Genomic DNA, 22,706 nt, shown 5'->3' on the forward strand with positions numbered 1-22,706 from the left:
CCGACGCGCGCAGGCAAACCCCGCCTGCGCGGGCCATTCTGCTGCCTATCGTTGCCGATTTAGACTTGCCGAAGGGGAAGGCTTGCAACTGCCCTGACCTTTGGACAGTCTCAACGCAAATGATTGGAGGATCCCCATTATGCTTGGCCAAATGATGACGCAGCCGCTGCTGATCTCAAGCTTGATTGCCCACGCCGAACGCTATCACCCCGAGGGGGAGATTATCTCGGTCTCGACCACGGGCGGGGTCGAGGAAACCAACTGGGGCAAGGTAGCCGAGAACGCGCGGCGCTTGGGTTCGGCGTTGACGGATCTGGGGCTGTCAACGCAGGCGCGCTGCGGGACCATCGCGTGGAACAACCGTCGGCATTTGGAGATCTACTTTGGCACCTCGGGCGCGGGCTTTGTCTGCCATACGATCAACCCACGTCTTTTTGCCGATCAACTGATCTATATCCTCAATCACGCGGCGGATGAGGTGCTGTTCATTGACAAGACCTTCGTGCCGCTGATCGCCGCGATCCGCGACAAGCTGGAGCATCTCAAGCACCTCGTGTTGATGTCGGGACCTGATGCCGAAGCCGCCGAAGCGCTGCCGGGGCTGATTTTTTATGACGATTTGGTAGCCTCGGGCGATGCTGGTTTCGACTGGCCCGATCTGGATGAGAACACCGCGTCGAGCCTTTGCTACACCTCCGGCACCACGGGCAATCCCAAGGGCGTGCTCTATTCCCATCGCTCGACCGTGCTGCATTCCTTTGGCATCAACATGGCCGACAGCATCGCCATTTCCGCGCGGGATATCGTTATGGCGGTGGTGCCCATGTTCCACGTCAACGCTTGGGGCAGCCCCTATGCCAGCGCCATGACCGGCGCGCGGATGGTGCTGCCGGGGCCGAACCTTGATGGGGCGCCGCTGGTTGGGCTGATCGACACGTATAACGTGTCACTTGCACTTGGCGTGCCGACGATCTGGCAGGGGCTCTTGGCGGCGGCCAAGAAGTCGGGCAGTGAACTCTCCAGTCTTGAGCGCACCGTGGTCGGCGGGTCGGCCTGTCCGCCGTCGATGATTGCGACCTTCCGCGAAGACTATGGCGTAGAGACGATCCACGCTTGGGGCATGACCGAGATGTCGCCGGTGGGCAGCGTCAATAAACCCTTGGCGAAACACGGCGAATTGCCCGTAAACGCACAGCACAAGCTGCGCGAGAACCAAGGCCGCCCGGTGTTTGGTGTTGAGCTTGAAATTTGGGACGACGCAGGCAAGCCGCTGCCCCATGACGGCGAAACCCAAGGGGCGCTGGTAACGCGCGGTCATTGGATATTGGACGCCTATTATCAATCCGACCGCGACAGCACCCTGCGCGACGGTTGGTTCGACACCGGCGATATCGCGACGATGGACAAGGACGGATATATCACCATCCGTGACCGCGCCAAAGATATCATTAAATCGGGCGGGGAATGGATCAGCTCGGTCGAGTTGGAAAACATCGCCATCGCCCATCCCGATCTGGCCGACGCCGCCGTGATTGGCGCGACACACCCAAAATGGGATGAACGTCCGGTTCTGATCGCGGTAAAGGCCGAAGGGGCCGACCCCTCAGAGGCTGATATTCTTAAGGTCTTTGAAGACCAGATTGCGAAATGGCAGGTGCCCGACCGCGTGGTTTTTGCCGAAGAACTGCCGCGCAATGCGACAGGGAAAGTGCTAAAGCGTGATCTGCGTGAGCGTTTTGGCGACATACTGACGCAAAGCGAGAGCTAAAAAAAAAGCGCCCCGGTCCAGCTTGGGCCGGGGCCTTTGCACCCTAAACTGCCGTTCAGGCCGAGCGGCGCAGGTCACTGTCGGTCAGCGGACGCGGCAGGGTAAGCCTGAAGGTGCTTCCCACATCGACTGTGCTTTCCAGCGAAAGCCCACCGCCGTGCAGCGTGGCGAGCTGTTCGGCAATCGCAAGCCCCAGTCCCAAGCCGCCATTCTCCCGCGACATGGACCCATCAACTTGTTGAAAACGCAAGAAAACCCGTTCCAAGTTCTCTTCGGAGATGCCACAGCCGGTGTCGGTCACTGCGAAGGTGATCTCCTCGGCAGTCTGATGCATCTGGAGGTGAATATTCCCGCTGCGCGTAAATTTGACCGCATTTGAAATCAGATTGTAAAGGATCTGCCGCAAGCGCACCGGATCGGCATTGGCTGTGGCGGTGCCGTTGTCTTCATAGGTCAGGGTCAGCCCCTTGGCCTCGGCATCTGGGCGCAGGTCATCGGCGACGGAGCGGGCGATATCGCTGGCCTCAATCTCTTGTAGATCAAGTTCCATCTTCCCACGGGCGACTTTGGTCCAATCCAGCAGGTCTTCGACAAGGCGCAGCATATGTTTTGACGATCCTGCAATGCCGCCTGCTTGGTTAGAGACAAAATTCTGGAACTCATCCACGCTGTTGCGGATTTCGGGCGTGGCGTTGGGGCTATTGGTCAGTGCAGTCTGCAAACGGCGCGCCTGTGGCAGTTTCTCGGCGTGCTGCAAAAAGGTCGCCCGGCCAGAGATTACGGTGAGTGGGGTGCGCAGTTCATGGCTGACGTTGTTCAGGAATTCGGTCTTTTCCCGGTCCGCCGCCTTGGCCGCGTCTAGCGCGCGCTTTTCGGTGGTCACGTCGGTCCAGATACCCACGGTGTACCCGTGCGGCGTGCGCGATTCCGTGACCTTGAGCCAGAAATTGTCCGAGACTTCTAGGTTAAAGGCGCCACTTGGGTTGCGGAAACGGGCAAGGCGCTTCGCAATCCATGCCTCGCGCTCTTCGACATTCTCGGGATGCTGATTGCGGGCCACCCAATGCCGCAGCAATTCTTCAATGGTCCTGCCGGGGACCAGAAGATCGGCGATCTCAGGGTGATACTCAAGGAACTTGCTGTTCACGGTGACCAACCGTTCCTTTTCATCAAAAGCAATAAAGCCTTCTTGGATTGAGCCGATTCCCTCGGCCAAAAGGGCGTCGGCCTCTTGCTTTTTCAACGTAACCCGGCGGAACGCCCAAAGCCCGGCCATCAGTGCGATGGTCGCAACCAGCGCGAAGGCTACAAGGTAGGGGCTTTGCGGAGCATAGGGCGGCAGACCGTTAACCGGGCGTGCCGTGGCTTCCCATGTCTTGCCCAACAGCTCAAACCGGGTGCGCACCGGATCACCATCGTTGAGCGCCGAAGGCTCTATTTCTGGCGGGAGCGTGCCTGTCGGGAATGCGCGTAGGCTATAGGTATAGTCGGCGGCTTGATGGGGATTCTGATGCGGTTCAAACAGACGGTCGGGCTGGAACACGATCGACATCACGCCCCAAAAGCGCGGTGCACCAAGGCCGGTGGGCCGTTCAAAGACCGGATAATGCATGATATAGCCCCTACCGCCCTGCACAAGCGTCAGCGGACCTTCGATGGTTGGGCTTTGGCGGCGATAGGCATTTGCAACGCCTGATAACTGTGCGGGAATGTTTCTGTACGCCATGCCGATGGTCGGCCCATTCGGCTGTTTGGGATAGCTTTCGGTAATGGTCAGATCTGGGGCGAGGGCAAAGGCCTTTATGCCGGGGTTCCGCTCCCTCAATTCCTTAACCAACAATTCAATCTTTTTGTCTTTGAACGACTCACCCGAGAGCAGAATATTCTCGATGTTCTTGGTGACTAAGATCGTCTCTTGAAACTGGTGCTGCACCTGATTGCTGACTTCGTGCAGCGCTTGGCGCGCATCCTGACGCATGCTGGCGATATGCTGCTCGTAATCCAGTTTGACGATCGAATAGCTGATGCCAGCCACGCAGCACAGCACGATGAAATTGACGATGATATACGCCTTGGATGTCGCGTAGTCCCGAAACGTGTTTCCCACGTTTTATCCTTTGCCTCCGGGCGCATTTGACATCGTTGGGCCATTTGCGCGTAGTTTACATCCTGCTGGCCGCTACCATTGATAGAAATCATGGCAAAATTCGGACATCCTCAAGCTATTCAAGTGATTGATCTGCGAGAAACCAGCGGGTTTCAAAATGGCTGATGTCGCGCCTCACTAGGGCAGCGGTAAATCAGCGTGGAGCGGGTAACGAGAATCGAACTCGTAACTAAAGCTTGGGAAGCTGCCGTGATACCTTTTCACCATACCCGCGCGCTGAGGTTGAGATAATCGGCGTGCAGGAGAAGGTCAAGTCAGGGTTTGGTGGCGGTGACGAAATTGATCTCGGCGGGCAGGCGCAGGGGGCCGTTTTGCGCGTAGGGCCGCAGGGCGTCGGCGATGGTTTGGCGCAATTCGGCCACCTGTGTTGGGGGTGCGTTGAAATAATTAATCGTACCGCTTGCCGGACCAATATCACACATCTGTTGGGCCAAACCTTCGACCGAGCCTGCGGGCGTTAGATCAAGCTTCATCACCTCACATTTGATGTCGGCAAAGCCTGCTTGCGTGAGGGTCGCGTCCACCCGTTGGGGATCGCGAAAGGCGAAGGGGCCGGGGGCGTCGGGGTCGGTTTTGGGCATGGCACCGATGGTCGCGCGGGCAGCACGGGCGGGTAGGGTGAAGAAGGGGTTTTCAGGGATTTGCCCCCAAGCGGCAAAGCTGATCCGCGCGCCGGAGCGAAGCTGCGCAGCCATGCGGGTAAAGCTGAGAACTGGGTCGGAAAAGAACATCACCCCAAAGCGTGAGATCAGGCGATCATAGGGCGGATCGAGGCGCAATGCGGTGGCGTCGCCGTGGTGAAAGGTGATTTGGGGCAGGGCGGCCGCCCGCTGCCGCGCCAGATCAAGCAGCGGCTCCGAAACGTCAACGCCCAGCACCGCGCCCCTGTCACCCAACGCTTGCGCGGCAGCGAGGCAGCCCGCGCCCGCGCCGCAACCGATGTCCAGCACGCGTAAGCCGGGGCGCAGGTCTGCCCGTGTCAGCACACCGTCGAGCACCGGCTGCATGAGGGTATCTAACTCTGCCTGTCGCGCGACCCATTTATGGCCCGCAGCACTGCTCCAGAAGTCGATCTGATCGCTGTTGCCTTGATCGCTCATTACGATGTCTTCCGTCTTCTGCGCCGTCCGCCACGTGCGCCCTCTGCACCGCCAGCACCACCGCCGCCCGTGTTGAAAGTAACATCCGGCAGGGCCACGAGGCTGTTGAGGATCGGGAAGGGCTCGACCGCGTTGGGAATGGCAGAGGCATTGACAAAATGCTCTTGAAAGCGCGGTTCGACAGCGGTTTCGATCTTGTGGATGGCGCGCACCGTGGCCTCGATCTCGGCCCGGGCGTCGGTGTTGAGCAGGGCAATCCGCGCCCCCGTGCCTGCCGCATTACCCGCGCTGGTCACTTTGTCGAGCGGCGCGTCGGGAATCATGCCCAGCACCATCGCGTGACGCGGGCTGATATGCGCGCCGAAGGCCCCGGCGAGCACAACGCGGTCCACTTTATCGACGCCGAATTTGTCCATCAGCAGACGTGCGCCGGAATAGAGCGCGGCCTTGGCCATTTGGATTTCACGGATGTCGCGGTTGGTCACCGTTATCTTTGGTCCGCCTTTTTCCGTGCCGTCATAGACCAGATAGCTGTTGGTGCGGCCATCGGCGAAAACCGATGGGGAGCCAGTCTGCTCTGTGCTGCCGATCAGGCCGGGCGCGTCGACGATGCCGTGAATGCGCATTTCCGCGACCATCTCAATGATGCCCGAGCCGCAGATTCCGGTTATCCCCGTGCTTGCGACGGCGTCTTCAAAACCCTCGTCGTCGGACCAGATATCACAGCCGATCACTTTGAACCGCGCCACTTTGGTTTCGGGGTCAATCTCGACCCGCTCAATCGCGCCGGGGGCCGCGCGTTGGCCAGAACTGATCTGCGCACCCTCGAAAGCGGGCCCGGTGGGAGAGGAGCAGGCCAGCACCTTTTCCTTGTTGCCCAGCAGGATCTCTGCGTTAGTGCCCACGTCAACCACCAGCATCAGATCATCCGATTTCTCAGGCGCTTCGGACAGGGCAACGGCGGCGGCGTCGGCCCCCACATGACCCGCGATACACGGCAGCAGATAGACCCGCGCAGAGGGGGGGATATTGAGGTCCAGATCCTCGGCCCGTAAACGCAGCGCACCCGAGGTCGCGAGCGCGAACGGCGCTTGGCCCAGCTCAAACGGATCAATGCCCAGCAGCAGGTGGTGCATCACCGGGTTGCAGACAAATACAGCATCAACGATCAGGTTTGGCTCTATAGCGCCTTCTTCGGCGATCTGGGCGAAGAGCGCGTTCATCCCGTCGCGCACCGCGCGAGTCATCTCTTGGGCGCCTTCGGGGTTCATCATCGAATAGCTAACACGGCTCATCAGGTCTTCGCCAAAGCGGATCTGCGGGTTCATCACGCCAGAGGAAGCCACGACCTCTCCGGTTTGCAGATCACACAGATGCGCCGCGATGGTGGTGGAGCCCAGATCAACCGCCAGCCCGTAGACGGTGCCGTCATAGTACCCCGGCCAGATGTTCATGATCCGGGCCGGGTTCTCCTGATCCCCAAGGTGCACGGCGACTGTCACCTTCCATGCGCCCTTGCGCAGGACCGGCTGCATTATCTGGAGGATGTGCAGATCGGCGGTGACCTTCTCCAGCTCCCATTGTTCGCTCAGCGCGGTGCGCAGCCGCTCCAGATCACCCGAAGGTTCATGCATGTCGGGCTCTGTCACTTCAACGTAGAAGAGTTTGACCGAAGGGTTCAGCACGATATCACGCGCTTCGGCGCGTTTGCGGACCACCTGTTTGTGCACTTGGCTCTCTGGTGGCACGTCAATCACCACGTCGCCCTGCACCGTGGCCTGACAGCCCAGACGGCGGCCCTCTTTCAGGCCACGTTTCTCGTCATAGCGCTCCTCGACCGCGTTCCAGTCGCTCAGCGCATCAGGGGCGACGGTGACGCCATGTTTGGAAAACTGCCCATAGCCCGGCGAGACCTGACATTTCGAACAGATGCCGCGCCCGCCACAGACCGAGTCCAAGTCAACGCCCAACTGCCGTGCGGCGGTCAGCACCGGTGTGCCTTTGGGAAAGCGCCCTCTCTTGCCGGAGGGCGTGAAAATCACGAGGGGATCACTGCTCATCAGGGCCGTCCTTTACTTCTTTGCGCCACCATAGCGTCCCGCGCGGCAGGGGAAAGGCACTGCGCGGCAATTCGTTAGGCGCGCACGTCATTGCAGCCTTGCGGCTTACGCTGGGGAATAGGTCTTTCCAATCCGGGCCATCCGTGAAATAGGAAACCGCCAAATGAACCCATCCAGACCGAGGTGTTAAATGGAGATTCGTGAGGCCCTGACCTTTGATGACGTACTGCTGGTTCCCGCAGCGTCCTCTGTGTTGCCGTCTACCGCAGATACAAGAACCCGCGTCACGCAGAACATTGCGCTCAATATCCCGCTGCTAAGTTCGGCCATGGATACGGTGACCGAAAGCCGCATGGCGATTGCGCTGGCGCAGGCCGGTGGGATGGGTGTTGTGCACCGCAACCTGACGGTCGAAGAGCAGGCCCGCGAAGTGCGCCGGGTCAAGCGGTTTGAATCCGGTATCGTTTACAACCCGATTACCCTGCGGCCTGAGCAGACATTGGCAGATGCCAAAGCTTTGCAAGAACGCTACCGCGTGACAGGTTTCCCGGTGGTGGATGAAAGCGGTCGTGTGCTGGGCATCGTGACCAACCGTGACATGCGCTTTGCCTCTGACGATCGCACACCGGTGTCGGTGATGATGACCTCTGACCGGCTGGCGATCCTGCAAGAACCTGCCGACCGCGACGAGGCGATCAGCCTGATGAAATCCCGCCGGATCGAAAAGCTGCTAGTCACCGATGCCAAGGGCAAACTAACCGGTCTTCTGACCCTGCGCGACACCGAACAGGCCGTGCTGAACCCAACCGCTTGCAAGGATGATCTGGGCCGTCTGCGCGTCGCTGCTGCCACCACGGTGGGGGACGCGGGCTTTGAACGCTCCGAAGCGCTGGTGGACGCCGGAGTCGACATGATCGTGATCGACACAGCGCATGGCCATTCTGAAGGCGTGGCCCTTGCGGTGACACGGGCCAAAAAGCAATTCGGCGATGTACAAGTTGTCGCTGGCAATGTCGCCACCGGCGCTGCCACCCGCGCATTGATCGACGCGGGTGCGGATGCTGTGAAAGTGGGCATCGGCCCCGGCTCCATCTGCACCACGCGGATGGTCGCAGGCGTCGGCGTGCCGCAGCTGACCGCGATTATGGACTGCGTTGCCGCCGCCGGTGACGTGCCGATCATCGCTGACGGTGGCATTAAGTTCTCCGGCGATTTCGCCAAGGCGATTGCGGCAGGAGCCTCCTGCGCCATGGTCGGCAGCATGATCGCCGGCACCGACGAGAGCCCCGGTGAAGTGGTTCTTTATCAAGGCCGTAGCTTCAAAAGCTACCGTGGCATGGGCAGCATGGGCGCCATGGCGCGCGGCTCGGCGGATCGCTATTTTCAGAAAGACGCCGCCTCAGACAAGCTGGTGCCTGAAGGGATCGAAGGTCAGGTGCCCTATAAAGGCAGTGCGAACAACGTCTTGCACCAACTGGTAGGCGGGCTGCGCGCCGCGATGGGCTATACCGGTTGTGCGACCGTCGACGAGATGCGCAGCAACTGTAGTTTTGTAAAGATCACGGGTGCTGGGCTGAAAGAAAGCCATGTGCATGATGTGCAGATCACGCGAGAAAGCCCAAACTACCGTATCGGGTAACAAGCAAAGAGAACGGCCTTCGGGCCCTTCGTGACAAAAAGGAAGATGCCATGACCCCGGGCGCGCGCGTATCGGCTGCGATAGAAGTTTTGGACGCGATCGCCGGGGGGCTGGCCGCCGAACAGGCGCTAACCCGTTGGGCGCGACAGAGCCGTTTTGCCGGTTCCAAAGATCGGGCTGCTGTGCGGGATCATGTATTTGATGTGCTGCGCCAAAAACGAACTGCGGCGCATTATGGCAGTGGTGAGACGGGTCGCGCGTTAATGATTGGTATGCTGCACGGGCAGAAGGCTGATCTAGAAGCGCTATTCACAGGTGAGGGGCACGCGCCCACTCCGTTGAGCGAGGAGGAGCGCCGGTTCCCGCAAACACCCGAAGATCGCGCGACAAACCTTAACTTGCCCGACTGGCTGCTACCCCTGTTTGATACCGCACTTGGTGAGAAAGCAGATGCCGCCGCCTTAGCGCTGCAGGAACGTGGGCCCGTTTGCCTGCGGGTTAACACAGCGCGGATAGAAGTGGCCGCCGCACAAGCGCTACTGGCCGAAGATGGCGTTCAAACCCGCGACAACCCTTTGGCCGCTGCCGCACTGACAGTCACCGAAGGCCCGCGCCGGATACGAAATTCACGGGCGTTTATTGATGGTTATGTCGAATTGCAGGATGCAGCCAGCCAAGCCGTTGTCGCTGGTTTGCCTTTGGGTGGACGGGTGCTCGATTATTGCGCCGGGGGCGGAGGCAAGGCGCTGGCTTTGGCGATGGACCCGTCACGGCAAATCACCGCCCATGACATCGACCCGCGCCGTATGAGCGATCTGCCGCTCCGCGCTGAACGCGCTGGCGTGGAGATTTCGATTGCAGACCGCGAACAGGTCGTGGCTGACGACCCCTATGATCTTGTCCTGTGCGATGCGCCTTGTTCGGGCTCTGGCGCATGGCGGCGCGCGGCGGAAGGAAAATGGACCCTTACCTCCGATCGCCTGACCGAATTGACCGGCATTCAGGATCAAATTCTTGATGCTACAGCGACACTTACAGCGGCACAGGGCGTATTGGCCTATGCGACATGCTCTTTGTTCCGAGAAGAGAACGAAGCACGGGTAGACGCTTTTTTGACCCGCCATCCGGAGTGGAAAACGACGCGAATGGACCGCTATGACGTCACTTCCGAGGGCGACGGCTTCTTCGTAGCACAGTTGACGCGCGATTAAATACCCCCATAATCAACCAATGCGTGCAAAGCAGTTAGAGTTAAAGCCTGCTTAACCTCTATCGCACGTAATAGTCGTATGATTCGGTTGTTAGGGGAAATGCGTGCAGCAGGACGTCCGCCATTCAACGATTGGGGGCCAGGTAGGTCAAGGCCGGCTATGGTTGCTTGGGCTATTGGCTATGGCCGCAGCCGGTCTTGCGCTCCGTAGCACAGAGGTTGTGATAGCAATCGGCTTTACAGTATCCGCTATTACGTTTGGGTTGATATTGCTGGGGTACTTAGGTCTCCACCTAAGCACTAAAGCGCGGGATCAGGCGCGCTCTGCCGGGGTGATAGATTTCATCGCTGACGACGCCACGCCCAGCTTCATTGTAGCGGCGGACAGGCAGATTCTGTATCGCAATCAGGCGGCTGAAGTGCAGTTTGGCGGTCAGCAGGAAGAGACCCTTGCGGGGGTCCTGCAGACGCATTTTTCCAATCCTGTTAGCCTCCTTTATCGCCTTCAATCGCGGGCGGCCGTAAGTGGCACTGCGCGAGAGGAAGTAATTACCCGCAAGGGCCCGGTTCGGATATCTGCCCACCAGCTTTCTGTTGAGCGTATCTTGTGGCGGATTGATCCCGTTCCCGCCCGCGACGGCGCGCGCAGTGCTCAGGAAAGCATGGCACTACCGATGGTGATGGTCGGTCGTAGCGGGGCTATCCTTTTTATGAATGACGCGGCACGCACCGTTGTTGGGGACCGGGTGAAATCCTTGGACCGGTTATTTATCTCGCTCCCTATAACGCCCGGGACCGTTACTGAAATCACAACTGCTGCGGGCAATCGGCAAGTTCTGGTAGGTGAGATTGAGGCAGGTGCCAATCGTCGCGCAATCTATCTCTTGCCGCCGCCCGAAGGGGCTAACTCTGCGACTGACTTGGGCTGGGAATCTTTCCAAGACCTTCCCGTACCCCTGATTAAGCTTGGCCCTGATGGAACTGTACTGGCCTTCAACCGTATGGCGGCTAAGTTGCTTGGCGTATCGCTCCGACGGAAAGCACATCTTTCGCAGTTAATGGAAGGCTTGGGCCGCTCTATCTCGGATTGGTTGGATGACAGTCTGGCGGGGCGACTGGTGCAGAAATCCGAATTTCTTAGGCTAACCCGTACGGATCAGGAGATCTTTGTGCAGGTCTCGCTTAACCGGATATCGGACGGAGAAGAACCGGCTCTGATCGCGGTACTGCAGGACGCGACTGAGTTGAAATCCCTTGAGGCGCAATTTGTGCAGAGCCAGAAAATGCAGGCCATCGGCCAGTTGGCAGGCGGCGTGGCGCATGACTTTAACAATCTTCTCACCGCTATTTCGGGCCATTGCGATCTGCTCTTGCTGCGCCATGATCAAGGCGATCCCGATTTTAGCGATTTGGTTCAGATCAACCAGAACGCCAATCGGGCCGCTGCCCTTGTCGGTCAGTTGCTCGCCTTCTCCCGCAAGCAAACTTTGCGCCCTGAAACGCTTAACATGCGCGATACGCTGGCCGATCTAACCCATCTGCTCAACCGTTTGGTCGGAGAAAAGGTAACGCTTACGCTAAGCCATGATCCGGTGTTGGCCCCCATTCGCGCAGACAAGCGTCAATTGGAGCAGGTGTTGATGAACCTCGTCGTAAATGCGCGCGACGCAATGCCGGCTGGGGGGGAGATCCGCATCGTGACCGAGGTGAGCACTCTCGAGCAGCCGCTTGAGCGGGACCGGGTCAGCGTGCCCGCTGGCCGCTATGTAACTGTCCAAGTGAATGATGATGGCACCGGGATCCCGCGGGATAGACTGCAAAAGGTATTTGAGCCATTTTTCACCACCAAACGGACGGGTGAAGGCACGGGCCTAGGTCTCTCAACCGCTTATGGCATCGTCAAACAAACGGGCGGGTTTATCTTTGTCGACAGCGAGGTGGGGCGGGGGACATCTTTCATCCTGTATTTTCCCGTGCTCGAAGGGCAGCCCACGACGGTTTCTCGGGCTTCTGTGTCTCAACCGGAGGAGGGGCTGCCGCAGCGTTCGGATGGGGTGATCTTGTTGGTAGAAGATGAAGCGCCAGTGCGGGCCTTTGCCAGCCGCGCTTTGCGCCTGCGCGGATATACTGTCTTGGAGGCGGAATCAGCGGAAGCTGCATTGAAAACTCTCGAAGACAAAGACCTTGCGATCGACGTCTTTGTGACAGATGTTGTGATGCCCGGAATGGACGGCCCAAGCTGGGTGCGTCAGGCACTTAAACAGCGACCCGATGTGCGTGTCGTCTTCGTTTCAGGCTATGCGGAGGATAACTTTGGCGAGGAGCAGTCGAAAATTCCAAACTCGGTCTTTCTGCCTAAACCTTTTTCACTGACTGATCTGACCAACACGGTACATAACCAATTGCACTAAACACTATGCCCCAAACATTTAAATAAGTTCCAGTTAGGGAATTGACTCGTAAAGCTCAAATTCTGCGGAAAATTTTCGGCGAAAGCGCTTCTCAACGGATGGCGAAAGCTCGATTGCCAATTTGGGCGAGACATTCTCTTGGCCAAGTGACAGGCTTACTTCTAGTCGCTCCTCCAAGAAGCTGCGTAGCCGTTGCTGATCTTCATAGCGAAAGTGGTGGGTGATCCCGGTGCCGTTTGGCTGGGTTTCCATGAACTTTGACTGACTTCCCACATCTGCGAAACCCGGTTTGTTTCCTTTCATATAGGCGAGCACAAATTCATCGAATGTGATCCCGAATGTGTTGTTGGGTTTGCCCTCCATGAAGGGACGCTGGCGATAGCGATACCAACTTCCCAACCAAGATATGGGCTCACGCATCACCGCCATAAGCTCAAGCTCTGCATCACATACCTTTAGGAACATCGGCCGGATGAAGCGGTTGTAGCGGTAAACCGGAGCGTGCTTCAGCATGGGCGGCTCAGAAATCCACATGTCCGCGCGTGGTGCGAGGGCTTTCTCATAGGCAGTGGTTCCGGTTTTTGGCACCGACAGAAAAGCTAACCGTTCTTTAAAGAAAACAATCACGCGTGCCTTAACTCCCTGCTGCGAATGGACCCATATTTGCGGCGTAAACCATTTCTTTACCATTCGAGATAAAACTTAAAGCGCAAACAAAATGATTGAAATGTTCTTCGTTTGCCCTCATATGGAACATTAGAAGAACATGTGCAGCGCGGCGTGCGGGCGATTGCCGCCGGGGCGCCACTGTGACACTAAGGGATGAACCTAATGGCAATGGCAGATCTTTTGACAATGGACAGCAAGAAAACCGCGGAAAAGCAAAAGGCGCTCGACAGCGCGCTGGCCCAGATCGAACGTCAGTTCGGCAAAGGGTCGATCATGAAATTGGGCGCGGAAGGGGCGATCCAAGACATCAAGGCCAGCTCAACAGGCTCGCTTGGCCTTGATATTGCGCTTGGCATTGGCGGTTTGCCGATGGGGCGTATCATTGAGATTTATGGCCCGGAATCCTCGGGTAAAACCACGCTGACCCTGCACTGCGTGGCAGAACAGCAAAAAGCTGGCGGCGTTTGCGCCTTCGTCGATGCGGAGCACGCGCTTGACCCGCAATATGCGAAAAAGCTTGGCGTGGATATTGATGAGCTGCTGATTTCGCAGCCTGACACAGGCGAACAGGCGTTGGAGATTACTGACACGCTTGTGCGCTCTGGTGCGGTGAATATGGTTATCGTCGACTCGGTGGCGGCGTTGACGCCAAAATCCGAACTCGAAGGCGAAATGGGTGACAGTAGCGTCGGCGTGCAGGCGCGACTGATGAGCCAAGCCATGCGGAAGCTGACCGGTTCGATCAGCCGCTCCAACTGTATGGTGATTTTCATCAACCAGATCCGGATGAAGATCGGCGTCATGTTCGGCTCGCCCGAGACGACGACCGGCGGTAACGCGTTGAAATTCTATTCGTCTGTCCGGCTTGATATCCGCCGCATTGGCGCATTGAAGGACCGCGATGAAGTTGTTGGCAACGCGACTAAGGTCAAGATCGTCAAGAACAAAGTTGCGCCGCCCTTTAAGCAGGTCGAGTTCGACATCATGTATGGCGAAGGTATTTCGAAAATGGGCGAATTGCTTGATCTTGGGGTGAAGGCCGGCGTGGTCGACAAGTCAGGATCGTGGTTCAGTTATGGTGATGAGCGGATCGGGCAGGGGCGTGAGAACGCTAAAAACTTCCTGAAAGAAAATACCGCCATGGCCTCTGAAATCGAAGATAAAATCCGCGCGGCGCATGGGCTGGATTTTGAAGGGTCCGGTGGTGACGACGCGGATATCCTCGAAGCGTAAACCCTTCGGTGCGGATGTGATGTTTCAATGGGGGCGTGGCCAGTGGCTGCGTCCCCTTTTTCATGGGCAGGAACGGTAGACAGCGCCGGGGCTGAGGGGTATTTGGGACCGACCCAATCTGCCCCGGAAGGCCTCGCCCATGAAGACGCTGAATGAAATTCGCTCAACTTTTCTGAATTATTTCGATGCGCAGGGGCATCAGATCGTGCCCTCCAGCCCACTGGTGCCGCGCAATGACCCAACGTTGATGTTCACCGCTGCCGGTATGGTGCAATTCAAGAACCTCTTTACCGGGGTCGAAACACGGGATTATAGCCGCGCCACGTCGGCCCAGAAATGTGTGCGTGCGGGCGGGAAACACAACGATCTCGACAATGTAGGTTATACCGCACGACACCACACGTTCTTCGAGATGTTGGGCAACTTCAGTTTCGGGGATTACTTTAAATCCGAAGCGATCCCCTTTGCCTGGGACTTGCTAACCAAGGAATTCGGCATCGACCCGAGCCGCCTGCTGGTCACAGTTTACCATACGGACGAAGAAGCGGTGAAAATCTGGAAAGCCCACACCGGCCTACCGGACGACCGCATTATCCGCATCGCCACGGACGATAATTTCTGGTCGGCTGGCCCAACCGGCCCCTGTGGGCCCTGTACTGAAATTTTCTACGACCACGGCGACCATATTTGGGGTGGCCCCCCCGGATCACCGGAGGAAGATGGTGACCGATTTGTCGAGATCTGGAACCTTGTTTTCATGCAATACGAGCAGTTCGAGGACGGCACGCGTCAGCCGTTGCCGAACCAGTCGATTGACACCGGCATGGGGATCGAGCGGGTGGCGGCGTTGCTGCAGGGCACGAATGATAACTACGCCACCGATCTGATGCGCAGCCTGATAGAGGCCAGTGCGCATGCGTCTTCGACTGACCCCGACGGGCCGGGCAAGACCCACCACCGGGTGATTGCGGATCACCTGCGTTCGACATCTTTCCTTATTGCCGACGGGGTTATGCCCTCGAACGAGGGCCGCGGCTATGTATTGCGCCGCATCATGCGCCGCGCCATGCGGCACGCGCATTTGCTGGGCGTTAAGGACCCATTAATGCATCAACTGGTACCGTCGCTGGTACAGCAGATGGGTGCGGCTTACCCTGAATTGGGTCAGGCACAATCGCTTATCCGTGAGACGTTGTTGCTGGAGGAAACCCGTTTCCGCCAAACGCTCGACCGGGGTTTGAAGCTGTTGGACGATGAGTTGAGCTCTCTCCCAGAGGGGGCGACCCTGCCGGGGGAGGCGGCGTTTAAGCTTTATGACACCTACGGCTTCCCACTTGACCTGACGCAGGACGCGTTGCGTGAAAAGGGGCGTGCAGTTGATACCGATGGGTTCGACACGGCGATGCAGGCACAAAAGGCCAAAGCCCGCGCCGCTTGGGCCGGGTCGGGCGAAGCGGCGGATGCGACCGTTTGGTTTGACGTGGCTGACAAGAGCGGCGCCACTGAATTCTTGGGCTATGACACTGAAAGCGCGGAAGGTCAGATCGTCGCCTTGGTACAGGGCAGCGATAAAGTCGTATCCGCAGCCGTCGGCAGCGACGTGCAAGTCGCGCTGAACCAAACACCTTTCTACGCTGAAAGCGGCGGGCAGGTTGGCGATACTGGCGTGATCCGCACCCAAAGCGGCATCGTCAATGTAACGGACACGCGTAAATCGGCGGGCGTTTTCGTGCATTTCGGCCATGTCGTCGAAGGCGAAGTGAAGCCCGGCCAGACGGCGGTTCTTAATGTCGACCCGGCGCGGCGTACCGCAATCCGGGCCAATCACTCGGCCACGCACCTGCTGCATGAGGCATTGCGCAACGCACTTGGCGACCATGTTTCGCAGCGTGGATCGTTGAATGCGCACGACCGGCTGCGGTTCGATTTTTCGCATGCCAAGGGCTTAACGCAGGAAGAGCTGAGCCAGGTCGAGCGCGAGGTCAATGATTATATCCGCCAGAACACGCCGGTTGAGACGCGGATCATGACCCCGGATGATGCCCGTGGCATGGGCGCACAGGCGCTTTTCGGTGAGAAATACGGCGATGAAGTGCGGGTTGTCTCAATGGGGCAGCTTGAAGGCTCGGGTAAGGGCAGCGACAAATCAACATATTCGCTTGAGCTTTGCGGCGGCACCCATGTGCGGCAGACAGGCGATATCGGCGCTTTTGTTCTACTGGGCGATAGTGCCAGCAGTGCGGGCGTCCGCCGGATTGAAGCGCTGACTGGTACAGAAGCATTGGCTTGGTTGCGTGAGCAAGAGGCCGCCTTGAGCCGCGTCGCAGCGGAGTTGAAAACCTCGACAAGCGATGTGCCTGATCGTGTCCGCGCGCTTCTTGACGAACGCCGCAGCCTCTCCAACGAAGTGGCCCAGTTGCGCCGCGAATTGGCGATGTCTGGTGGCGGCGCGGCAGCACCCGAAGTACGCGAAGTAAATGGTGTGAGGTTCGTCGGCCAAGTGTTGAGCGGCGTGACGGGCAAAGACTTGCCGGGTCTGGTGGACGAACATAAGGCCAAGCTTGGTTCAGGCGCGGTGCTGTTGATTGCCGATACTGGCGGCAAAGCAGCGGTTGCAGGCGGCGTTACCAAAGATTTGACAGATCGCCTTTCGGCGGTCGACATGGTGAAGGCTGCAGTGGCTGAACTGGGCGGTAAAGGCGGCGGTGGCCGTCCTGATATGGCACAGGGCGGCGGTGCATCGGCAGAGAATGCAGAGGCCGCGATCGCTGCCGCTGAAAATATCTTGAAAGGATAAGACTCATGGGCGCACTTTGGATTGCACATGTCACCGTCTCTGACGAAGAGGCGTATAAGAAATACGCGGTCGGTGCGACCGAAGCGATTGCTGCCCACGGCGGTAAGTTTATCGCACGCGGCGGACGTTTTGTGCAGCTTGAAGGCAAAGAGCGGCCTCGCAACGTCGTGGCCCGTTTCCCCGATATCGAGACGGCGGAAAAATGTTACCATTCAGATGCTTATCAAGCGGCATTGAGCCATGCACGCGGCGCATCTGAGCGGGAGTTGATGATCGTCGAAACTGACGAATGATCTGAAGGAGCTCCGCCTTGGTGAAAGGCGGGGCGCTTTGCCGCCGATTGGGGAACCTTCCACCGGAATTGAGGTTGGTCCACATGAACCTCACCCGAATATCCGCCTTAGCCCGCTGGTGTCGCCGCCACGTGGAAGTGACAACGCTGACGTTGATGAGCCTTTCCATCGGGGCGGTTTGGATTTTAGCGGAGCTTACCGAAGAAGTTGTCGAGGGCAGTACCAGCAACCTCGACCGCGACATTCTATTGTTCCTGCGCACACCCGGAGACCTTTCTGATCCCATTGGTCCGTGGTGGGTCGAAGAGATCGGCCGCGACTTGACGGCGTTGGGCGGGGTGGCCGTCCTTGTGCTGACTACAGTCGTGGTGTCGCTGTTCTTTTTGTTACATCGGCGTTGGTCGACGATGGTTTATATTCTTGCCACCGTGGGCGGTGGTATTGTGCTAAGCAGTATCGCCAAAGAATTCTTCGACCGCCCTCGACCTGATCTTGTTCCGCATGGATCATTGGTGCATACAGCGAGTTTTCCTTCGGGCCATTCGATGATGGCGGCAGTGGCGTATCTGACCCTCGGGGCGATGGTGGCGCGAGCGCAAAAGCGATGGGCGCTTAAGGTCTATACATTGTCCGTCGCCGTTTTGCTGACGCTTCTGGTCGGGATGAGCCGGATTTATATGGGGGTGCATTGGCCGACGGATGTGGCGGCCGGCTGGCTCGCTGGCGGGGCTTGGGCCGTGCTGTGCCTGCTTATCGCGCGGAGTTTGGCAAAGCGGGGGCATATCGAACAGGAAGCAAGCGACGCATAGCTCAGGTTCCAATCTACGACATGGAAACAAAAAGGGGCAGCGCATCACTAAGATGCGCTGCCCCTTTCAAATTATGGCAATGACTTAGCCAGCTTTGGCCATCCGCTTACGCTCATGCGGGTCAAGGTAGCGCTTGCGCAGGCGAACGGCGTTTGGCGTCACTTCGACCAGCTCATCATCGTCAATATAAGCGATGGCTTCTTCAAGGCTCAGCGTCATCGGCGTGGTCAAACGTACCGCTTCGTCGGTGCCCGAAGCGCGCACGTTGGTCAGCTTTTTGCCCTTTAGCGGGTTCACTTCAAGATCGTTTTCGCGGCTGTGTTCACCGATGATCATGCCGGTGTAAACGTCAGCCTGCGCGCCGATCATCATCTTGCCACGCTCTTCGAGGTTCCACAGGGCGAAGGCCACCGAGGAGCCGTTTTCCATGGAGATCAGAACGCCCGCGCGGCGGCCCGGAATCGTGCCTTTGTGCGGTGCCCAAGAGTGGAAGACGCGGTTGATGACGCCTGTGCCGCGCGTGTCGGTCAAGAATTCGCCGTGGTAGCCGATCAGCCCGCGCGAGGGGACATGAGCGATGATGCGGGTCTTGCCTGCACCTGCTGGTTTCATCTCGACCAGTTCACCCTTGCGGGTGCCGGTGATCTTTTCGATGACCGCGCCAGAGTATTCGTCATCCACGTCGATGGTGGCTTCTTCGATGGGCTCATGCCGGACACCGTCGATCTCTTGGAACAGAACCTGCGGGCGGGAGATCGAAAGCTCGAATCCCTCGCGGCGCATGTTCTCAATCAGAACGCCCATCTGCAATTCGCCACGACCAGCCACTTCGAAAGCGTCGCCGCCCGGTGTGTCGGAGATTTTGATCGCGACGTTGGATTCGGCTTCTTTCATCAGGCGCTCGCGGATCACGCGCGACTGTACTTTTTTGCCGTCACGACCAGCCAGCGGGCTGTCGTTGATGCCGAAGGTCACAGTGATGGTTGGCGGATCGATCGGCTGGGCCGGGATCGCCTCGTTCACGGAGGCATCGGCCAGCGTGTCGGCCACGGTCGCCTTGGTCATGCCCGCGATAGAGACGATGTCGCCGGCTTCGGCCACGTCGATGGCGGTCTGCTCCAGCCCGCGGAACGCGAGGATCTTGGTGCAGCGGAAGTTCTCGATCAGAGTGCCGTCGCGCGACATAGCTTTGAGTGTCTGACCCGCCTTCAGGGTGCCGGTTTCCACACGGCCGGTCAGCAAGCGGCCCAGGAAGGGGTCACCGCCAAGCGTGGTGGCCAGCATGGTGAAGGGTTTGTCGGCGTTCTCGATCTGCTTGGGGGCAGGGACGTGCTCAAGGATCAGATCAAACAGCGCGTTCAGGTCTTTGCGCGGCCCGTCGAGTTCGGCATCCGCCCAGCCGGAACGGCCCGAGGCATACATATGTGGGAATTCAAGCTGTTCGTCGGTGGCATCCAAGCTGGCGAAAAGGTCAAAGCATTCGTCGAGCGCGCGGTCAGGCTCGGCATCGGGCTTGTCGACTTTGTTCAGCACAACGATCGGACGCAGGCCCAGTTTCAGCGCTTTGGAGGTCACGAATTTGGTCTGCGGCATCGGGCCTTCGGCGGCGTCGACCAGCAGGACCACACCGTCGACCATCGACAGGATACGCTCAACTTCGCCACCAAAGTCGGCGTGGCCGGGGGTATCGACGATGTTGATGCGGGTGTTGTTCCAGACGACCGAGGTCGGCTTGGCGAAAATGGTGATGCCGCGCTCGCGCTCAAGATCGTTGCTGTCCATGGCGCGTTCGGTGGTCGCCTGGTTTTCACGATATGTGCCGGATTGTTTCAGAAGCTCGTCCACCAGCGTCGTTTTGCCGTGGTCGACGTGAGCGATAATTGCGATGTTGCGCAGGTCCATTAAGTCAGCCTTTGGATAGGGGAGTGGCGCGCCAGCCTGAAGCTGCGCGAATAATTGCGCCGCCCATACCGCGCCCCGGCTGCAATTGCTAGCCCTAATGCCCGATGGATGCCGCTTGCGCGGTCCATCGCTGCGCGCCTGCCACTTTAATGGGTGGTGGTGCCGGAAAAGAGATGAATTATCAGAATGCCGGTGATGATGAAGCTCAGCCCGAGCAGGGCCGGACCATCAAGCCGTTGGTCAAAAAGTAAGTAGCCAATCGCTGCGATGCAGACGATGCCAAGGCCCGACCAAATGGCATAGACGATTCCAACCGGCATGACCTTTAGCGCCAGCGCCATGAAATAAAACGACACGAGATAGAATACGACCACCGCCACCGAGGGCCAAAGCCGGGTAAACTGCTGCGAGGCTTGCAGCGCGGTCGTGCCGATGGTTTCCGCGATGATCGCGATGAACAGCCACAGGTAATGCATGGGGGCGCGCCTTTATCAAAGGGGAAGTTGCGTGGTTTCCTTGATCTCTTCCATCACGAAACTGGCCGAGACATCCGAGAGAGGAACTTTGCGGATCAGATTTTGATACAGTTGATCGTAACCGGCCATATCCGCAACCCTCGCCCGGATCAAATAATCAAGATCGCCGGTCATACGGTAAACGCCAAGGATCTCTGGCATGGATTGTGTAACGCGGGAGAATTTCTCAAGCCAATCGGGCGCATGGGCGTTGGTGCGCACTTGGATAAAGACGCTAAGCCCAAGCCCAAGCTTGGCCGCGTCAAGTAATGTCACGCGCCCCTTGATGATACCCGCCGTTTCCAGCGCGCGAATGCGACGCCAGCAGGCATTGCGCGACAGGTTTACCGCCGCGCCAAGTACCTCTAGCGATTGGCCCGCGTCGCGTTGCAATTCTACCAGAATGCTCCGGTCTATCTCATCAAGTGTTGCCATATGAGCAATTTGGCGAGAAGTTTTCCCATAGGCAAGCGTATCTTTGCAAGGAATTGAGAAAACGTCACAGGGCGGCTGGTCTATGCTGGTGGAAAGCCAATGACAGGAGATTTCCATGATCGCACGCATCTTTTTCGACCATCCGGCAAAGGTGGATGAGACGTTTTTTGAACATATGGCATTTGCGCTGAAGTTCTCAGGTTTGCTGTTCGCGGCGGCTGGGGCGGCGTTGGTGCACGCGCTCATCCCCTGCTTGTTTGAGAAAACGGCGAGCGGCATTATCGCCAAGCTTTACGCTCGGACCCATAACCGGGGGCAGTAGAGGCAATTGGCTGCCGCGCGATTCTAGGCCGGTTCGCTATTCCTACTTAACGAGATAAGGGCCGCATCGCTGCGGCCCTTATCATCTGTCATTGCGACACGCTTAACCCTGAAGCGCTTTGCTAAGGTTCTCGTCAACTTTCTCAAGGAAACCCATGGTGGTGAGCCAGCCTTGATCGGGGCCAACCAACAGCGCGAGGTCTTTGGTCATGTAGCCCGATTCCACCGTGTCCACCACGACCTTTTCCAGCGTTTCGGCAAAGTGAATCAGGGCGCTGTTCTCGTCCAGTTTGCCACGGTGCTTCAGCCCACCGGTCCATGCGTAGATCGACGCAATGGAGTTGGTCGAGGTTTCCTCGCCCTTCTGGTGCTGGCGGTAGTGGCGCGTCACGGTACCGTGCGCGGCCTCGGCCTCCACGATCTTCCCATCGGGTGTCATCAACTGGCTGGTCATCAGACCGAGCGAGCCAAAGCCCTGCGCCACGGTGTCGGACTGCACGTCGCCGTCGTAGTTCTTGCAGGCCCAGACATAACCGCCCGACCATTTCATAGCTGAGGCGACCATGTCGTCGATCAGACGGTGTTCGTACCAGATGCTCTTCTTTTTGAAATCCTCGGCGAATTCTGCGTCAAAGATCTCTTGGAACAGGTCCTTGAAGCGCCCGTCATAGGCTTTCAGGATCGTGTTCTTGGTCGACAGATACACCGGCCAGCCGCGGTTCAGACCGTAGTTGAAGGATGCCCGAGCGAAATCACGGATCGAATCGTCGAGGTTGTACATTGCCATGGTGACGCCAGCTGAGGGCGCGTCGAAGACCTCTTTCTCGATGGTCTCGCCATCGTCGCCAACGAACTTGATGGTCAGCTTACCCTTGCCGGGGAAACGGAAATCGGTGGCGCGGTATTGGTCGCCAAAGGCATGACGGCCTACGACAATCGGCTGGGTCCAGCCCGGCACAAGGCGCGGCACATTGCGGCAAATGATCGGCTCGCGGAAGATCACGCCGCCCAGAATATTGCGGATCGTGCCATTGGGGCTGCGGTACATGCGCTTGAGGCCAAATTCCTCAACCCGCGCTTCATCGGGCGTGATGGTCGCGCATTTCACGCCAACGCCGTACTTTTGGATAGCATGGGCTGCGTCGACGGTAATCTGATCGTCGGTCTCATCCCGGACTTCCATGCCGAGGTCGTAATACTTTAGGTCAACGTCAAGATAGGGCGTGATCAGCTTTTTCTTGATGAAATCCCAGATGATCCGGGTCATCTCATCGCCGTCGAGTTCGACGATGGGGTTTTCTACCTTAATCTTCGACATGACGAATTCCTTTGGTTGGGGATGCATTTGTCCGTGCTTTAGCCTATCCGGGACCAAAG

18 protein-coding genes and 1 tRNA gene are annotated in these 22,706 nt (G+C 58.3%); 9 read left to right on the forward strand and 10 right to left on the reverse strand.

The window, feature by feature from the left end:
- Positions 1–139 precede the first annotated feature (139 nt).
- Entirely contained in the window at positions 140–1,768 is a 1,629-nt protein-coding gene (locus DSM110093_RS07305; RefSeq protein WP_243267427.1) for a long-chain fatty acid--CoA ligase, read from the forward strand.
- A 55-nt stretch (positions 1,769–1,823) separates the two neighbouring features.
- On the opposite strand, the gene DSM110093_RS07310 is transcribed toward DSM110093_RS07305, so the two are convergent.
- From DSM110093_RS07310 to DSM110093_RS07325, 4 genes are all read right to left on the reverse strand, one after another.
- The gene (locus DSM110093_RS07310; protein WP_243267429.1) at positions 1,824–3,875 is read right to left on the reverse strand and encodes an ATP-binding protein; all 2,052 of its coding nucleotides are present in this window, start codon (positions 3,873–3,875) and stop codon (positions 1,824–1,826) included.
- Between the two features lie 199 nt (positions 3,876–4,074).
- Positions 4,075–4,148 (reverse strand) — tRNA-Gly (locus DSM110093_RS07315).
- A gap of 41 nt (positions 4,149–4,189) precedes the next feature.
- Positions 4,190–5,035, reverse strand: coding sequence for a class I SAM-dependent methyltransferase (locus tag DSM110093_RS07320; RefSeq protein ID WP_243267430.1), 846 nt, complete (start codon positions 5,033–5,035; stop codon positions 4,190–4,192).
- On the reverse strand, positions 5,035–7,095 hold the full coding sequence (locus tag DSM110093_RS07325) for an ASKHA domain-containing protein (protein ID WP_243267431.1): 2,061 nt from the start codon (positions 7,093–7,095) through the stop codon (positions 5,035–5,037). The genes DSM110093_RS07320 and DSM110093_RS07325 overlap by 1 nt, the downstream gene beginning before the upstream one ends.
- A 190-nt stretch (positions 7,096–7,285) precedes the next feature.
- Here DSM110093_RS07325 and guaB point away from each other — a divergent pair, with 190 nt between their 5' ends.
- Positions 7,286–8,734: an IMP dehydrogenase gene (gene guaB / locus DSM110093_RS07330; RefSeq protein WP_243267432.1), complete on the forward strand. Its 1,449-nt coding sequence runs from the start codon at positions 7,286–7,288 to the stop codon at positions 8,732–8,734.
- A 50-nt stretch (positions 8,735–8,784) separates the two neighbouring features.
- Complete coding sequence (locus DSM110093_RS07335) at positions 8,785–9,945, forward strand: RsmB/NOP family class I SAM-dependent RNA methyltransferase (RefSeq protein ID WP_243267434.1); 1,161 nt, start codon at positions 8,785–8,787, stop codon at positions 9,943–9,945.
- A gap of 292 nt (positions 9,946–10,237) precedes the next feature.
- Here DSM110093_RS07335 and DSM110093_RS07340 read toward each other — a convergent pair whose 3' ends face one another.
- Positions 10,238–10,417, reverse strand: a complete 180-nt coding sequence (locus DSM110093_RS07340) for a hypothetical protein (RefSeq protein ID WP_243267435.1) — start codon at positions 10,415–10,417, stop codon at positions 10,238–10,240.
- A 189-nt stretch (positions 10,418–10,606) separates the two neighbouring features.
- On the opposite strand from DSM110093_RS07340, the gene DSM110093_RS07345 reads away from it, so the two are divergent.
- Complete coding sequence (locus DSM110093_RS07345; protein WP_243267437.1) at positions 10,607–12,355, forward strand: ATP-binding protein; 1,749 nt, start codon at positions 10,607–10,609, stop codon at positions 12,353–12,355.
- A 33-nt stretch (positions 12,356–12,388) separates the two neighbouring features.
- Here the strand turns inward: DSM110093_RS07345 and DSM110093_RS07350 are convergent, their stop codons facing one another.
- Complete coding sequence (locus DSM110093_RS07350) at positions 12,389–12,982, reverse strand: gamma-glutamyl kinase (RefSeq protein WP_243267439.1); 594 nt, start codon at positions 12,980–12,982, stop codon at positions 12,389–12,391.
- Between the two features lie 210 nt (positions 12,983–13,192).
- On the opposite strand from DSM110093_RS07350, the gene recA reads away from it, so the two are divergent.
- The 4 genes from recA (at position 13,193) to DSM110093_RS07370 (ending at position 18,156) form a co-directional block, all read left to right on the forward strand.
- A complete protein-coding gene (recA, locus tag DSM110093_RS07355) occupies positions 13,193–14,257 on the forward strand; it encodes a recombinase RecA (RefSeq protein ID WP_243267686.1) in 1,065 nt (354 codons plus the stop codon).
- Between the two features lie 139 nt (positions 14,258–14,396).
- Positions 14,397–17,054 carry an alanine--tRNA ligase gene (alaS, locus tag DSM110093_RS07360; protein ID WP_243267440.1) on the forward strand — a complete coding sequence of 886 codons (2,658 nt, stop codon included), beginning with the start codon at positions 14,397–14,399 and terminating at the stop codon, positions 17,052–17,054.
- A 5-nt stretch (positions 17,055–17,059) separates the two neighbouring features.
- The gene (locus tag DSM110093_RS07365; protein ID WP_243267442.1) at positions 17,060–17,347 is read left to right on the forward strand and encodes a DUF1330 domain-containing protein; all 288 of its coding nucleotides are present in this window, start codon (positions 17,060–17,062) and stop codon (positions 17,345–17,347) included.
- Between the two features lie 83 nt (positions 17,348–17,430).
- Positions 17,431–18,156, forward strand: coding sequence for a phosphatase PAP2 family protein (locus DSM110093_RS07370; RefSeq protein ID WP_243267444.1), 726 nt, complete (start codon positions 17,431–17,433; stop codon positions 18,154–18,156).
- Positions 18,157–18,240: 84 nt separating this feature from the next.
- Here DSM110093_RS07370 and typA read toward each other — a convergent pair whose 3' ends face one another.
- The 3 genes from typA to DSM110093_RS07385 all read right to left on the reverse strand — a co-directional run bounded on the left by typA (position 18,241) and on the right by DSM110093_RS07385 (position 21,008).
- On the reverse strand, positions 18,241–20,058 hold the full coding sequence (gene typA / locus DSM110093_RS07375; protein ID WP_243267445.1) for a translational GTPase TypA: 1,818 nt from the start codon (positions 20,056–20,058) through the stop codon (positions 18,241–18,243).
- Positions 20,059–20,204: 146 nt separating this feature from the next.
- The gene (locus DSM110093_RS07380; protein ID WP_093926315.1) at positions 20,205–20,534 is read right to left on the reverse strand and encodes a multidrug efflux SMR transporter; all 330 of its coding nucleotides are present in this window, start codon (positions 20,532–20,534) and stop codon (positions 20,205–20,207) included.
- A gap of 15 nt (positions 20,535–20,549) precedes the next feature.
- Positions 20,550–21,008 (reverse strand): Lrp/AsnC family transcriptional regulator, encoded by a 459-nt coding sequence (locus DSM110093_RS07385; protein ID WP_243267447.1) that lies wholly within the window; start codon positions 21,006–21,008, stop codon positions 20,550–20,552.
- Between the two features lie 115 nt (positions 21,009–21,123).
- On the opposite strand from DSM110093_RS07385, the gene DSM110093_RS07390 reads away from it, so the two are divergent.
- Positions 21,124–21,330, forward strand: a complete 207-nt coding sequence (locus tag DSM110093_RS07390) for a DUF6356 family protein (protein WP_243267448.1) — start codon at positions 21,124–21,126, stop codon at positions 21,328–21,330.
- A gap of 102 nt (positions 21,331–21,432) precedes the next feature.
- On the opposite strand, the gene DSM110093_RS07395 is transcribed toward DSM110093_RS07390, so the two are convergent.
- Positions 21,433–22,647: an NADP-dependent isocitrate dehydrogenase gene (locus DSM110093_RS07395; protein ID WP_243267449.1), complete on the reverse strand. Its 1,215-nt coding sequence runs from the start codon at positions 22,645–22,647 to the stop codon at positions 21,433–21,435.
- Between the last annotated feature and the right edge of the window lie 59 nt (positions 22,648–22,706).

Source organism: Sulfitobacter sp. DSM 110093 (assembly GCF_022788715.1).
In the GTDB taxonomy this organism is placed as follows: domain Bacteria; phylum Pseudomonadota; class Alphaproteobacteria; order Rhodobacterales; family Rhodobacteraceae; genus Sulfitobacter.

Bases quoted from the DNA above. Each gene is read 5' to 3' on its own strand.
- typA (WP_243267445.1), bottom strand. From the start codon at position 20,058: ATGGACCTGCGCAACATCGCAATTATCGCTCACGTCGACCACGGCAAA.
- DSM110093_RS07370 (WP_243267444.1), top strand. From the start codon at position 17,431: ATGAACCTCACCCGAATATCCGCCTTAGCCCGCTGGTGTCGCCGCCAC.
- DSM110093_RS07365 (WP_243267442.1), top strand. From the start codon at position 17,060: ATGGGCGCACTTTGGATTGCACATGTCACCGTCTCTGACGAAGAGGCG.
- DSM110093_RS07340 (WP_243267435.1), bottom strand. From the start codon at position 10,417: ATGCGTCTGCAGGACCCCCGCAAGGGTCTCTTCCTGCTGACCGCCAAA.
- DSM110093_RS07390 (WP_243267448.1), top strand. From the start codon at position 21,124: ATGATCGCACGCATCTTTTTCGACCATCCGGCAAAGGTGGATGAGACG.
- guaB (WP_243267432.1), top strand. From the start codon at position 7,286: ATGGAGATTCGTGAGGCCCTGACCTTTGATGACGTACTGCTGGTTCCC.
- recA (WP_243267686.1), top strand. From the start codon at position 13,193: ATGGCAGATCTTTTGACAATGGACAGCAAGAAAACCGCGGAAAAGCAA.
- DSM110093_RS07320 (WP_243267430.1), bottom strand. From the start codon at position 5,035: ATGAGCGATCAAGGCAACAGCGATCAGATCGACTTCTGGAGCAGTGCT.
- DSM110093_RS07345 (WP_243267437.1), top strand. From the start codon at position 10,607: ATGGCACTACCGATGGTGATGGTCGGTCGTAGCGGGGCTATCCTTTTT.
- alaS (WP_243267440.1), top strand. From the start codon at position 14,397: ATGAAGACGCTGAATGAAATTCGCTCAACTTTTCTGAATTATTTCGAT.
- DSM110093_RS07305 (WP_243267427.1), top strand. From the start codon at position 140: ATGCTTGGCCAAATGATGACGCAGCCGCTGCTGATCTCAAGCTTGATT.
- DSM110093_RS07335 (WP_243267434.1), top strand. From the start codon at position 8,785: ATGACCCCGGGCGCGCGCGTATCGGCTGCGATAGAAGTTTTGGACGCG.
- DSM110093_RS07385 (WP_243267447.1), bottom strand. From the start codon at position 21,008: ATGGCAACACTTGATGAGATAGACCGGAGCATTCTGGTAGAATTGCAA.
- DSM110093_RS07325 (WP_243267431.1), bottom strand. From the start codon at position 7,095: ATGAGCAGTGATCCCCTCGTGATTTTCACGCCCTCCGGCAAGAGAGGG.
- DSM110093_RS07380 (WP_093926315.1), bottom strand. From the start codon at position 20,534: ATGCATTACCTGTGGCTGTTCATCGCGATCATCGCGGAAACCATCGGC.
- DSM110093_RS07395 (WP_243267449.1), bottom strand. From the start codon at position 22,647: ATGTCGAAGATTAAGGTAGAAAACCCCATCGTCGAACTCGACGGCGAT.